The sequence below is a fragment of the Actibacterium ureilyticum genome (assembly GCF_002285435.1).
GTDB lineage: Bacteria > Pseudomonadota > Alphaproteobacteria > Rhodobacterales > Rhodobacteraceae > Actibacterium_C > Actibacterium_C ureilyticum.
Genome location: NZ_NSBT01000037.1, coordinates 786,728 through 800,094, shown reverse-complemented (window position 1 = coordinate 800,094; position 13,367 = coordinate 786,728). Strand labels below are relative to the sequence as shown.

13 protein-coding genes are annotated in these 13,367 nt (G+C 63.9%); 6 read left to right on the top strand and 7 right to left on the bottom strand.

The genetic code is table 11. The features are described from left to right. Positions 1–44: 44 nt before the first annotated feature. A complete protein-coding gene (locus CLM60_RS16920; RefSeq protein ID WP_342745133.1) occupies positions 45–1,304 on the bottom strand; it encodes a 2-isopropylmalate synthase in 1,260 nt (419 codons plus the stop codon). A gap of 253 nt (positions 1,305–1,557) precedes the next feature. Between CLM60_RS16920 and CLM60_RS16915 the strand changes: the two genes are divergently transcribed. After that, complete coding sequence (locus tag CLM60_RS16915) at positions 1,558–3,216, top strand: NAD+ synthase (protein WP_095590274.1); 1,659 nt, start codon at positions 1,558–1,560, stop codon at positions 3,214–3,216. A gap of 104 nt (positions 3,217–3,320) precedes the next feature. Here CLM60_RS16915 and CLM60_RS16910 read toward each other — a convergent pair whose 3' ends face one another. Beyond that, positions 3,321–4,013 carry a competence protein CoiA gene (locus tag CLM60_RS16910; protein ID WP_095590273.1) on the bottom strand — a complete coding sequence of 231 codons (693 nt, stop codon included), beginning with the start codon at positions 4,011–4,013 and terminating at the stop codon, positions 3,321–3,323. Between the two features lie 264 nt (positions 4,014–4,277). Next, complete coding sequence (locus CLM60_RS16905; RefSeq protein WP_095590272.1) at positions 4,278–5,237, bottom strand: acetyl-CoA carboxylase carboxyltransferase subunit alpha; 960 nt, start codon at positions 5,235–5,237, stop codon at positions 4,278–4,280. Positions 5,238–5,371: 134 nt separating this feature from the next. Between CLM60_RS16905 and CLM60_RS16900 the strand changes: the two genes are divergently transcribed. Further along, complete coding sequence (locus tag CLM60_RS16900; RefSeq protein WP_095590271.1) at positions 5,372–6,205, top strand: AraC family transcriptional regulator; 834 nt, start codon at positions 5,372–5,374, stop codon at positions 6,203–6,205. A 62-nt stretch (positions 6,206–6,267) separates the two neighbouring features. Here CLM60_RS16900 and CLM60_RS16895 read toward each other — a convergent pair whose 3' ends face one another. Together CLM60_RS16895 and CLM60_RS16890 are read right to left on the bottom strand one after the other, a co-directional pair. Beyond that, entirely contained in the window at positions 6,268–6,687 is a 420-nt protein-coding gene (locus CLM60_RS16895; protein WP_095590270.1) for a Spy/CpxP family protein refolding chaperone, read from the bottom strand. Between the two features lie 165 nt (positions 6,688–6,852). Continuing rightward, positions 6,853–7,812: an L-malyl-CoA/beta-methylmalyl-CoA lyase gene (locus CLM60_RS16890; protein WP_095590269.1), complete on the bottom strand. Its 960-nt coding sequence runs from the start codon at positions 7,810–7,812 to the stop codon at positions 6,853–6,855. Positions 7,813–8,112: 300 nt separating this feature from the next. Here CLM60_RS16890 and dgcN point away from each other — a divergent pair, with 300 nt between their 5' ends. The 3 genes from dgcN to CLM60_RS16875 all read left to right on the top strand — a co-directional run bounded on the left by dgcN (position 8,113) and on the right by CLM60_RS16875 (position 11,037). Beyond that, positions 8,113–9,114, top strand: a complete 1,002-nt coding sequence (dgcN, locus tag CLM60_RS16885; RefSeq protein ID WP_095590268.1) for an N-acetyltransferase DgcN — start codon at positions 8,113–8,115, stop codon at positions 9,112–9,114. 83 nt (positions 9,115–9,197) lie between these two features. Continuing rightward, positions 9,198–10,163, top strand: coding sequence for an N-acetyl-D-Glu racemase DgcA (gene dgcA, locus CLM60_RS16880; protein WP_095590267.1), 966 nt, complete (start codon positions 9,198–9,200; stop codon positions 10,161–10,163). A gap of 10 nt (positions 10,164–10,173) precedes the next feature. Then, the gene (locus CLM60_RS16875) at positions 10,174–11,037 is read left to right on the top strand and encodes a D-amino-acid transaminase (RefSeq protein WP_095590754.1); all 864 of its coding nucleotides are present in this window, start codon (positions 10,174–10,176) and stop codon (positions 11,035–11,037) included. Between the two features lie 6 nt (positions 11,038–11,043). On the opposite strand, the gene CLM60_RS16870 is transcribed toward CLM60_RS16875, so the two are convergent. Beyond that, entirely contained in the window at positions 11,044–12,069 is a 1,026-nt protein-coding gene (locus CLM60_RS16870) for an endonuclease/exonuclease/phosphatase family protein (protein ID WP_095590266.1), read from the bottom strand. A gap of 186 nt (positions 12,070–12,255) precedes the next feature. Between CLM60_RS16870 and CLM60_RS16865 the strand changes: the two genes are divergently transcribed. Further along, complete coding sequence (locus CLM60_RS16865; RefSeq protein WP_095590265.1) at positions 12,256–13,038, top strand: transglutaminase-like domain-containing protein; 783 nt, start codon at positions 12,256–12,258, stop codon at positions 13,036–13,038. A 3-nt stretch (positions 13,039–13,041) separates the two neighbouring features. Here CLM60_RS16865 and CLM60_RS16860 read toward each other — a convergent pair whose 3' ends face one another. Then, on the bottom strand, positions 13,042–13,356 hold the full coding sequence (locus CLM60_RS16860; protein ID WP_095590264.1) for a DUF1244 domain-containing protein: 315 nt from the start codon (positions 13,354–13,356) through the stop codon (positions 13,042–13,044). Positions 13,357–13,367 lie beyond the last annotated feature (11 nt).

Here is a 13,367-nt window from a genome sequence, read left to right as displayed (position 1 = left end):
AAAATACCTCGCGGGGTCCGGGGGCGCGCAGCCCCCGGCCGGGTTCAGTTGTCGCTCTGGCCCGAGGTCAGCGCGCCATTGGTCCAGATGCCGGTCTCGACCTCGCCGGTGCCATAGCGCATCGTGCCCTCGCCATCGCGCTTGCCGGCGCTGAACCCGCCCTCATAGACATCGCCATTGGCGTAAGCGGCCACGCCGCGCCCATCGATCGCCCCACCACTCCAGGCGCCGGTGTAACGGAACCCGTCGGGCATGATCATCTCGCCCGTGCCATCGCGCTGGTCGTTCGAAAACGTGCCGGTATAGATGCTGCCATCGGCATATTCGGCCCGCCCCTCGCCATGGCGCTGGCCGTTTTCCCACTGGCCCTCGTATCGATAGCCATCGGGGGTCTCCAGCGTGCCCTGACCGTGATAGCGCGCGTCTTTCATGCCGCCGCGATAGCTGCCGCCATCGGCAAAGGTCAGCACGCCCTGACCCTCGATCTTGCCCATGACCCAGTCGCCCTCATAGACCGAGCCATCGGCATAGGTCAGCTTGCCCGTGCCATCGGCCAGTTTCTCGCGAAAGCCACCCTCATAGACCGACCCGTCGGGATAGGTGAGCTTGCCCTGACCCTCCATCCGGTTCTCGACCCAGTCGCCTTCGTACACCATCCCGTCGGCTTGGCGCGACACGCCGCGCCCGTGGGGTTTGCCGTTCAGGAACGCGCCCTCGTACACCTCGCCATCGGCGCGGGTCAGCACGCCCTGGCCCTCGATCCGGCCCGCGACCCAGTCACCGTCATAGCTGCGCCCCTCGGGCGTCACCAGCTTGCCCTTGCCGTCCATCTCGCCATCGACCAGCGTGCCTTCATAGACCGACCCGTCGGGCAGGGTGACCTTGCCCGTGCCATGCTTGACCCCGTCGACCCAATCGCCCGCATAGGCATAGCCATTGGGGCTGCGCAGGGTGCCGGTGCCGTGATGCATCGCATCCTTGAACCCGCCCTCGTAGCGGACGCCGTTGGGATAGGTCGCCACGCCCTGGCCCATGATCTTGCCGTCGACCCAGTCGCCTTCGTACACCATGCCGTCGGCCAAGGTCATCTTGCCGAACCCGTTGGGCTTGCTGTCGGCAAAGTTCCCCTCATAGACCGACCCGTCGGGGAACCGCGCGACGCCGGTGCCGATGATCTCGCCATCCACCCATTCGCCGGCATATTCATAGCCGTTGGGCAGTCGATAGGTGCCGCGCCCGTGCTGCTTGCCGTCCTTGAACGTGCCTTCGTAAATACCGCCGTTCTCGTATTGCTTGGTGATCACCTCACCGTCCTGCTGCGCAGATACAGCGCCAGCGGTGCCAATGGACAATGCCAAAAGGATCGTCGCCGCAGTGTTCGTGCGTGCCCCGGTCATGCGTTCAGATGCCCCCATCCTTGGCCCCGGATAATTCCGGGGTCTGTGAACTGCACGAAAGCCTAGAGAAGCCGCCGCGGGCTGACAACGCTTTTCACGTTCTATCGGCTTTCACTTGCCGAACAGTCTGTTAAGAGATGTTCAAGACATGAGGAACGCCATGGCCGACAGCTTCCGCCTGACCCTTGCCCAGATGAACCCCACCGTGGGCGCAATCGACGACAACGCCGCCCTTGTGCGCGCCGCCTGGGAACAGGCCCGCGACGCCGGGGCGCAGATGGTCGCCTTCAGCGAGATGTTCATCACCGGCTACAACACGCAGGATCTGGTGATGAAACCCGCCTTTGTTCGGGTCGCCATCGACCGGATCGAGGCGCTGGCGCTGGAATGCGCCGATGGCCCCGCGCTGGGCATCGGGGGCCCTTGGGCGGACGAGCATGGCCTCTTCAACGCCTATTACATCTGCTCCGGTGGCAAGGTGGTCAGCCGGGTGCTGAAACATCACCTGCCCAATGACACCGTGTTCGACGAGGTGCGGATCTACGATTCCGGCCCCATCGGCGGCCCCTATAGCGTCGGCAACACCCGCATCGGCTCGCCCATCTGCGAGGATGCGTGGTACCCGGATGTGGCCGAGACCCTGGCCGAAACCGGCGCCGAGTTCCTGCTGGTGCCCAATGGCTCGCCCTATTTCCGCAACAAGCTGGAAGTGCGCCAGAACCACATGGTCGCCCGCGTGATCGAAACCGGTCTGCCGCTGGTTTACCTCAACATGGTGGGCGGGCAGGACGATCAGGTTTTCGATGGCGGCAGTTTCGTGCTGAACCCCGGTGGCGAGCTGGCGGTGCAATTGCCGGTCTTCGACGAAACGATTGCCCATGTCGATTTCACCCGGACCGAGGACGGCTGGCGCGCCGAGCCGGGCCAGCGCGCCCATATCCCCGGCGCGTGGGAGCAGGATTACCGCTGCATGGTGGAAAGCTTGCGCGACTACCTGCGCAAGACGGGGTTCAAAAAGGTCCTGCTGGGCCTGTCGGGCGGCGTTGACAGCGCGCTGGTCGCGGCCACCGCTGTTGACGCGTTGGGCCCTGAAAACGTGCGCTGCGTAATGCTGCCGTCGGAATACACGTCCGAGCACTCACTTGAGGATGCCAAGGCCGTGGCCCAGGCGCTGGGATGTCACTACGATTTCGTGCCGATCTCCGAAGGGCGCGCCGCGATCACCAACACGCTGGCCCCTCTGTTCAAGGGCACCAAGCCCGACGTGACCGAGGAAAACATCCAGTCCCGCCTGCGCGGCCTGCTGCTGATGGCGCTGTCGAACAAGTTCGGCGAGATGCTTCTGACCACTGGCAACAAATCCGAGGTCGCGGTGGGCTATGCCACGATCTATGGCGATATGGCGGGTGGCTATAACCCGCTGAAGGACCTGTATAAAACCCGTGTCTTCCAGACCTGCCGCTGGCGCAACGCCAATCACCGCGACTGGATGCTGGGCCCCGATGGCCCGGTCATGCCTGACCGCGTGATCGACAAACCGCCCAGTGCCGAGCTGCGCGAGGATCAGAAGGACGAGGACAGCCTGCCACCTTACGAGGATCTGGACCGCATCCTGGAAATGCTGGTGGATTTTGAGGCCAGCGTGGCCGAGGTGGTCGCCGAAGGCTTTGACCGTGACGTGGTCAAACGGGTCGAGCACCTGCTTTACATCAGCGAATACAAGCGCTTCCAGTCCGCCCCGGGTACCCGCCTGACCCCGGGCGCCTTCTGGCTGGACCGGCGCTATCCCATCGTGAACCGCTGGCGTGATCCGACCTGACGGGATCTGTCAATGACTGCGTTGCGGTACAAAGCGGACCTTGAGGAAATGTTAGGGCGAAAGACACGCTCATCCCCGTCTCAGAAGGATATGACTATCGTTGCCTAGAAGCGCCTTCTTCCTCGTCGTCTTCTGTATTGTGGCTGCGTGATTTGAACCGGCGGTGGCCGGTTACCCGATTGGAACTGCTCCACCAAAGCTGTTTTCTTGAGGGTGTACATTAGGGCGGAATTTTCAAGACTTCTGCCGATCACCCAAACATCTTCGATTCCAAAATCGATCACTACAGGTGCGTTTAGGCCGCGCCACCTCTTTAGGGAGCGAGAGTCGTAGTAATAGACTTCGTAAACACTCGCACCACGCGAATTTGATAGGCGGGCATGAGCTAGGGCATTCTTGAATTGCTTTATTGTGCTTTCGAGACGCATGCCATCAACGACCCAGCAGATTTCCTGGTGGAAAGCCGTACGCCTTTCGACTTCTTCACGGCCTATAGCCGAATGCTGAAACTCCAAGGCCAAGCCTTGCGGCGTCAGCACGTCGGCGATATGCAATTCACCGCTTGCGTCGCGCCGACCCTGTTCTTGCCACTCATTCGGGAAGAGATTTTTCCAATCCCTGTGCCATTGCTTTTCAGCCTTCCACCAATGATCGCAATGCCTCGTCGACTTGTGTGCCCAATGCCAAACACGAACTTTGCCACAACGAGCAACGACATCACTCTCACAAAATGGGCATTTTGCCTTCAACTTTGGTGCAGGTTCCAGTCTTTCGCCATTTAGGTCTGCAAATTTCATCTGTTGTCATATTTTCTTAAAAAATCAGAATTCTACCCGATGGTTTCTACGTAGGGACACAACTTCGTTAATCCAAGAGGCAAGCCACACAACATCTGCCTCAGAAAAGCCCAGCAATACCTCTATTTTAATCGACCTTGTCCAACGTAGGTTGGGACATAAAGCAGCCATCGAAGACGCAGTGGCGAAACCTTGAATCAAAGTAAATCTGCTTTGCTCGACCAGCTTGCCGATTTCCTTTTGATCATCTGCGGCTAGGTTAGATCAGGCCGCCAGGCCCTTTGTGCCCATCTGCAGGAACTTCTTGCGGCGGTTCTGGATCAGGGCGGTGCGGTCTTGTTCGGAGAGCTCGGCCAGCAGGGCGGTGATGGTCTGGCCGACATTGTCGATGGCGGTTTTGCTGTCGCGCTGGGCGCCGCCCAGGGGTTCCTTGATGATCCGGTCGATCACGCCCAGCTTTTGCAGGTCTTGCGCGGTCAGGCGCAGCGCCTCGGCGGCTTCGCGCATCTTTTCGGCGTCCTTCCACAGGATGCTGGCGCAGCCTTCGGGGCTGATGACCGAATAGACGGAATGTTCCAGCATCGCGACCTTGTTGGCCGTGGCGAAGGCCACCGCGCCGCCCGAGCCGCCCTCGCCGATGATGACGCTGATCAGCGGCACGCCGATCTCCAGGCATTTCTGGGTGCTGCGGGCGATGGCCTCGGACTGGCCGCGTTCCTCGGCGCCCTTGCCGGGAAAGGCGCCGGGCGTGTCGACCAGCGTGATGACGGGGATGTTGAACTTGTCGGCCATCTCCATCAGGCGGATGGCCTTGCGATAGCCTTCGGGGCGGGCCATGCCGAAATTCCGTTCGATCCGGGATTTGGTGTCATTGCCCTTTTCATGACCGATCACCATCACCGGCCGGTCATCGAGCCGCGCCAGCCCGCCCATCACGGCGTGGTCGTCGGCAAAGTTCCGGTCGCCGGCCAGCGGCGTGTATTCGGTGAACAGCGCGTCGATATAGTCCTTGCAATGCGGCCGGTCAGGGTGGCGGGCGACCTGACATTTCCGCCAGGCCGACAGGTCCTTGTACAGGTCCTTGAGCAGGTCGGCGGCCTTGCGGTCCAGCGCGGCGGCCTCTTTTTCCACGTCCATCTCTTCGTTCTGCCGGGCCAGCGCGCGCAGCTCTTCGGCTTTGCCTTCGATTTCGGCCAGCGGTTTTTCGAACTCGAGATAGTTCATGGAAGCGGCTCCTGCTTTCTGTCGCGGGCTATATGACCACGGGGAAAGAAATTTGCAACGCAAAGGCGTTCCGCAAGACATGGTAAGCGTACCCGTGCGAGGTCTTGCACGAACCGGATTGAGGCGAAGGACCGATGGCGGACTACGAAGATCGATTGTTGCGCGTGCTGGATTATATACACGACAACCCCGCGGGAGATCTGTCGCTGGACCGGCTGGCCGATGTGGCAGCGATGTCGCGGTTTCATTGGCATCGCGTGTTTAACGGCATGACCGGGGAAACCTGTGCCCAGGCGATCCGGAGGATCCGGCTGAACCGCGCGGCCTGTTGGCTGGTACAGACCGATTGGCCGATTGCCCAGGTCGCCGCGCGCTGCGGCTATCCCAGCGTGCCGTCCTTCAGTCGCGCATTCGCGGCCGCCTATGGTCTGCCGCCTGGCCGGTTCCGCGACAGCGGCGCGGCGCATGCGCTGCTTGTACCCACCAAACCCGGAGAGAAAACCATGTACAATGTCGAGATTACCGACCAAGCCGCGCGTCGTCTGGCCGCGTTGCCTCATACGGGCCCGTATATCGAGATCGGGCGCGCGTTCGAAAGCCTGGGCGCGTTATGTGCCGCGCGCGGGTTGTGGCCACAGGTGACCGGCATGGCGGGGGTCTACTACGACGATCCCGACGCCACGCCCGCCACCGATCTGCGCAGCCATGCCGGGGTGATCATCGGCCCTGATACAGTGTTGGAGGACCCGCTGGTCGAGGTCGTACTGCCAGCGGGTCCGGGCGCGGTACTACATTTCAAGGGGCCTTATGCGGGGCTGAAGGCGGCCTATGATTACCTCTTCGGGGATTGGTTGCCGAAATCGGGGCGCGATCCGGCAGATGCGGCATGTTACGAGCTTTACCTCAACAGCCCTATGGACACCGCGCCCGAGGATCTGTTGACCGATATCTGCATGCCGCTGCGCTGAGTGTTTCTTGCGTCCCGGCCCCGGGAAACGCGCGAACAGAGATCGGGCCGGAACGATCTGCCTTAGTGCGGCCCGGCGAGGGTCAGCAGCTGGGCGAATTGTTCCGGGCTGAGGACCGCGCGCCAGTGATCGGTGCAGGCCGACCGCATCAGGACCAGCTGTGTTTCAAGCCGCCCGACCTCGTCTGCCAGGCTCTGGCGCTGTTCCTGCGGGGCGCCGGTGATGATGGCCGCGCGCAGGGCCGCGCGTGCGGTCAGCGCCTCGGCCTCTATCGCCTTGCGCTTGGCGGGCATCGTGGCCAGCCAATCCTTCAGGGCGGCGCGCTGATCCTCCGTCAGCGACAGGGCATCGGCGTTTTTCACCAGCAGTGGCGTGAAGGCGACGATTGGCGCGGAAAGCTCGCGGGGCCTTGCGGGTTGCTCTGCCAAGGCCATGGTGCCCAGGCCGATTGCGGCGGCGGTGCAAAGGATCAGGTGTTTCATCGACAGCTCCGTTTCTGACTTTGCCGGAAACCGGCACGGGGCAAACATTCCAGCACTGGAATGTTTGCGCGTTGATCTGGGTCAATCGGGCGCAAAACGCAAAACGGGGCCCCGCAGGACCCCGTTTTTCAGCATGTCGAAACGGCCCCCGCGGGGCAGGGTGGGTCAGCTGCCCGCGATCAGCTCGGCCTGGGCCACGATCACCTCGGCCTGTTTGATGCTGGCGATGTCGACCAGCCGGCCTTTGTAGACGGTCGCGCCTTCGCCCTTGGCCTTGGCGTCTTCCATCGCGGCCAGGATCTCGCGCGCTTCGGTTACGGCCTCGTCGCTGGGGGTGAAGACCTGGTTGGCCAGCGCGATCTGCTTGGGGTGGATTGCCCATTTGCCGACCATGCCCAGCGTGGCCGAGCGTTTGGCCTGGGCGATATAGCCCTCGTCATCGCTGAAATCGCCGAAGGGGCCATCGACCGGCAGGACGCCATGGGTGCGGCAGGCGGCGACGATGGCGGCCTGGGCCCAGTGCCACGGGTCGGACCAGTGCTTTTCGCCTTCGCGCAGCATGTAATAGTTTTCCTGCGTGCCGCCGATGCCGGTGGTCTGCATCCCCATCGAGGCCGCGAAATCGGCCGCGCCCAGCGACATCGCCTGCAGGCGCGGGCTGCTGGCGGCGATCTCCTCGACATGGGCGATGCCGGCGGCGGATTCGATGATGACCTCCAGGCTGATGGGCTTGGTGCGGCCCTTGGCGCGTTCCACGGCGGTGACCAGCGCGTCGACCGTATAGATGTCGGCGGCACAGCCCACTTTGGGGATCATGATCTGGTCGATCCGGTCGCCGGCCTGTTCCAGCACATCGACAACGTCGCGGTACCAATAGGGCGTGTCCAGCCCGTTGATCCGCACGCTGAGGTATTTGTTGCCCCAATCGACATCGTTGATCGCCTCGATCACATTGGCGCGGGCCACGTCCTTGTCCGAGGGCGCCACCGAATCCTCGAGGTCGAGGTTGATCACATCCGCCGCGCTGGCGGCCATCTTTTCGAACAGCTTGGTGTTCGAGCCGGGGCCGAACAGCTGGCAGCGGTTCGGCCGGGCCGGGGCGGTGGGTTGGATGCGGAAGGACATGATGGGCGCCTCTCGGTAAGGAAATTACGTATCGGTCGGCGGAACGGTTATTAAATTGCGCGCTGCCGCGCAAGCCGATTCTGCGCTGCGGCACGGGTGACGCGCCTGTCATCCGGTGGCTTTGCAAGTGCGGGATTCGCCGGTTCTTTCGCCGGTGTCGCGCCGCGCTGGGGAAATCTTCACCAAAAGCGCGGGATTTGCGGAAATTCTTCGAAGGGTGGCGGGTCTCTTCGCGGAAATTCAAAGAACATTGCCCGGTGGTTTGAATAATCTGGCGCGGTGATATCCGGGGATCTGACAATGATTGAAACACCTTACCTTCTGTTCCTGGGCGATGCGCCCGACCCGCTGGCCGCCAAGGTTGCGCAGGGCATCAAGGACTGGCGCCCCGAGAACGCGGTGGGCCAGTTCCGGATGGAGGGCTGCAAGGCCGATCTGGGCCTGGCGGACATGACCCTGGCCGAGGCCCGTGCCGCAGGTGCGAAGACGCTGGTCGTGGGTGTGGCCAACCGTGGCGGGGTGATCGGTCCGGCCTGGAAGAAGGTCCTGGTTGCGGCGCTGGAGGAAGGGTTCGACCTGGCCAGCGGTTTGCACAACCTGTTGCGGGACGAGCCCGACCTGGTCGCCGTGGCCGAGGCCTGTGGCCGCCAGCTGCATGATGTGCGCGTACCGTCGGTGCAGTATCCCATCGCCAATGGCGTGAAGCGCAGCGGCAAGCGGTGCCTGGCCGTGGGCACCGATTGTTCGGTGGGCAAGATGTATACCGCGCTGGCGATGGATCGCGAAATGCAGGCGCGGGGGATGAAATCGACCTTTCGCGCGACGGGTCAGACCGGCATCCTGATCACCGGATCGGGCGTGCCGCTGGACGCGGTGGTGGCCGATTTCATGGCCGGGGCGGTCGAATGGCTGACGCCGGACAACGATGCCGATCACTGGGATCTGATCGAGGGGCAGGGCAGCCTGTTCCACGTATCGTATTCCGGGGTGACGATGGCGCTGGTGCATGGCGGGCAGCCCGATGCGCTGATCCTGAGCCATGAGCCCACGCGGCCGCATATGCGCGGGTTACCGGATTACCAGCTGCCGTCGCTGGAGGCATTGCGCGATGTGGCGCTGACCCTGGCGCGGGTGGCGAACCCGGACTGTCAGGTGGTGGGGATTTCGGTTAACACCGCCGCGCTGAGCGAGGACGAGGCGTTGGCCTGTCTGGCCGAGATCGAGGGCCGCATGGGCCTGCCGGCGGTCGACCCGTTCCGGCAGGGCGTCGGGCGGTTGGTGGACGCGCTGGCGGCGATCTGACACCCTGTCCGCGATGGGGGCGTTTGCGGAAAGCGCGGATGCCTCCGGCGGGAGTATTTCGGCCAAGAAGAAGGAGAGGGCGTTTGGATCTGGAAGTGACGCGCGACGTGTTCCGGTTGGCGCAGGTGTTCACCATCAGCCGCGGCTCGCGGAGCGCGGCGCAGGTGCTGACGGTTTCGGTGCGCGATGGCGCGCATCGGGGGTGGGGCGAATGTGTGCCCTATGCCCGGTATGACGAGACGCTGGAGAGCGTGACGGCGCTGATCGAGGGGCTGACGCTGCCGCTGGACCGGGCCGCGCTGCAGGAGGCGTTGCCCGCCGGGGCGGCGCGGAACGCCGTGGATTGCGCGCTGTGGGATCTGGAGTGCAAGCGGGCGGGGAAACGCGCCTGGGACCTGGCGGGGTTGCCCAAGCCGGGGCCGGTCGTGACCGCCTATACCCTGTCGCTGGACAGCCCCGGAAACATGCGGCAGGCGGCGGCGGAAAACGCGCATCGGCCGCTTCTGAAGATCAAGCTGGGCACCGCCGATGACATGGGGCGGCTTGAGGCCGTGCGTGCCGGGGCGCCGGATGCGCGCATCATCGTCGATGCGAATGAGGGTTGGACCGCCGATGTCTATGCCGATCTGGCGCCGCATCTGATCCGGCTGGGCGTCGCGATGGTCGAACAGCCCTTGCCCGCGGGCGACGACGACATGCTGGCCGAGATCGCGCGGCCCGTGCCCGTCTGTGCCGACGAGGCCTGTCACGACCGCGCAAGCCTGCCAAAGCTGGTGGGCAAATACGACATGATCAACATCAAGCTCGACAAGACCGGGGGGGTGACCGAGGCGCTGGCGCTGAAAGAGGCCGCGATCGCGCAGGGGTTCGAGATCATGGTGGGCTGCATGGTGGGATCGTCGCTGGCGATGGCGCCCGGGATCCTGCCCGCGCAGGGGGCGGCGGTGGTCGATCTGGACGCGCCGCTTCTGTTGGCCGAGGATCGCGAAACGCCGTTGCATTACGACGCCGATGGGGTACACCCGCCTGAAGCGGCACTTTGGGGGTAAGGAGATCAGCATGTCCCGGATCGTTTACGTCAATGGAGAATACCTGCCCGAGGAAGAGGCGACGGTGTCGATCTTCGACCGGGGGTTCCTGATGGCCGATGGGGTCTATGAGGTGACGGCGGTTCTGGAGGGCAAGCTGACCGATTTCCCGGGCCATATGGCGCGGCTGGAACGGTCGCTGGCCGAGCTGGACATCCAGAAACCCGCCGAATTCGACGACCTGCTGGAGATCCACCGCGAGCTGGTGCGCCGCAACGACGTGGTCGAGGGCGGAATCTATCTGCAGATCACGCGCGGCGCGCCGGGCGACCGCGATTTCGCCTTTCCCGACCCCGAGACCACCAAGCCGACCGTGGTTCTGTTCACCCAGTCCAAGCCGGGGCTGGCCAACAGCCCGGCGGCGAAAACGGGGATCAAGGTGATTGCCATCGACGATATCCGCTGGGGGCGGCGCGACATCAAGACGGTGCAGCTGCTGTACCCGTCGATGGGCAAGATGATGGCCAAGGCCGCGGGCGCCGACGATGCCTGGATGGTGCAGGACGGCGCGGTGACCGAGGGCACCAGCAACAACGCCTATATCGTCAAGGGCTGCACGATCATCACGCGCGGGCTGTCCAATGACATCCTGCACGGGATCACCCGCGCCGCGGTCCTGCGCTTCGCCGAAGAGGCGCAGATGCAGGTCGAGGAACGCCCCTTTACCATCGCAGAGGCGCAGCAGGCGGACGAGGCGTTCGTGACCTCGGCCTCGACCTTCGTGATGCCGGTCGTGGAAATCGACGGCGCCACCATCGGCACCGGCACGCCGGGTCCCGTCGCCAAGCGCCTGCGCGAGATCTATCTGGAAGAGAGCATCAAGGCCGCGGTTTGAGCCCGCCTATCCCGTCAACGGCGCGCCGATCTCGGCCCAGACGGGGCGGTGGTCGCTGGGGCGCGCGGTGCGGGGGCCGTTCATGTCGTCCAGCTCGGCCTGGAACGCGTCATGGGCGATGCCCGCGTCGCGGATGTAATCCGTGAGCGCGGGCGACACGACGAAATGATCCAGCAGAAGCGGCCGGTCCTGCACGTTGTCGACGAAATCGTCGAACCGCGCGGTGAAGAGCGCCGGCGTGTCGACCCGCCCGAGCAGGGCGTGGTGAAAGATCAGTTCGGGGTAGAACGTGCTGCCCAGCAGGATGTCGGTCACGTTGTGGGTCAGATAGGACCGTTCGAAGAAATCCCGCCCCGGCCCGTCGTTGAAATCGCCGGTGACGATGATCCGTGCGTCCATGTCGTTCTGCAACAGCGTGTCGAGATACGTGCGCAGGCGGAATGCCTCGGCTGAAATCCGGCGGCGGGCCAGCATTGCCTCGGCGATGAATTCCTGGCGGGTGTCGGGGTTGTCGAACAGTTGCTGGCCGCGATGGACATATTTCGACTTGGTGTGCAGCACGATCAGCCGGACCGGCTGGCCCGCCTCGGGGTCGACATCGACGACCAACGGCGCCCGCGTGAAATCATAGGTTTCCAGCAGCAGGTCGCCGTTCACATCCGCCAGCCAGCCGTCCATCAGGGTGCGGGTGGCGGCATCGGTGGCATAGTCCATCGCCGCGGCCCGGCCATCCCGTTTGCGCAACGCATACAGTTTCTGCGCCCCGCCATCGGCCCCGATCAGCGCATCGTACAGCGGCGCGCCCTGGGCGTCGGACAGGAACTCTGTCAGGAACAGGTCCATCTCGGCGGTGGCGGATGGCCCCTCTTGCAGGGTCAGCACGTCGGGATCCATGGCGCGGATCACGCGCGCCACCTTGCCCGCGACTGTGCGGGCCTGGTCGGGGTCAAGCGAATTGCTGCCCCAGACCGGATTGGCGTTGCCGGAAAACCAGCGGTTCATCCATTCGATATTCCAGTTCACGATCTTCATCTGAAAAACCCTTGGCTTTGAAATGCGATGTCACAATCTGTGCGGGCACAGTCTAGCAGATGGACTGTATCGGCGCAGTAACGGCGCGGCTGCAGAAGTGATGGCCCCGCCGCGTGCTTCGCGATAGAAACGAAGGGGTGCGCGCATCCCGTCCGCCGCGCGCTGAACCCTTTTCCCGGTGGTGCCATGCAATTGAACGTCAGCTGTCATCTTGACTATACCCTGCCGGAGCCCACCGATCTGCTGTTGCAGGTCGAGGTGCCCCACCTGGCCGATCAGCGCACCGATGGCGGCCGGATCGAGCTATCCCCGACCCAGCATTTCGAGCGTGTGCCCGCCGAGGGCGACATGGGCGAGCGTATCTGGCTGCGGGCCGAGGGCGCGTTCCGCTGCGATTACCGGGTGCAGGTCACCGTGGACCGCCCGACGCCCGAGATCGCCTCGCTGCAAGGGGTGCCGCCGCATCAGGTGCCCGGCGCGGCGGTGCGGTATCTGATGCCGTCACGCTATTGCCCGTCGGATCTGTTCCAGAACTTTGTCACGGCGGAATTCGGGGAATTGCAGGGCGGCGCCCGGATCGCGGCGATGCGCGACTGGGTCCATGGCGCGCTGGCCTATGTGCCGGGGGCCAGCGGCGCGCAGACGACCGCGCTCGACAGTTTCGTGCAGCGGCAGGGGGTGTGCCGGGATTTCGCCCATGTGATGATCACGCTGGCGCGCGCCTCGGCGATCCCGGCGCGGTTTGCCAGCGTCTATGCGCCCGATGTGAAGCCACAGGATTTCCATGCCGTGGCCGAGGTGTTTCTGGACGGGGGCTGGCATCTGGTCGATGCCACGGGCATGGCCGCCGCCGATACGATCGCGCGGATCGGGGTCGGCCAGGACGCGGCGGATGTCGCGTTCCTGAGCGCGTTCGGCCCGATCACCATGGTGGATCAATCGGTCACGGTGCAGCGTGTGACGGGCTAGCGATCAGCCCTTGTCGCCGACATTCTGCGCAAAGGCATCCTTGAACGCGGCTTGCTGTTCGGGGCTGGCTTCGGCCTGGAACTGAGCCTTCCAGTCGGCATAGGGCATGCCATAGAAGGTCTCGCGCGCCTGCGGTTCGGTCATGTCGATGCCGCGCTCTTCGGCGGCTTCCTTGTACCAGCGGCTCAGGCAGTTGCGGCAGAACCCGGCCAGGTTCATCAGGTCGATGTTCTGCACGTCCTTGCGGTCTTCCATCAGGTGCTGGCGCAGACGGCGGAACGCGGCGGCTTCCAGTTCGATACGGGTTTGGTCATCCATGTGTCGGTCTC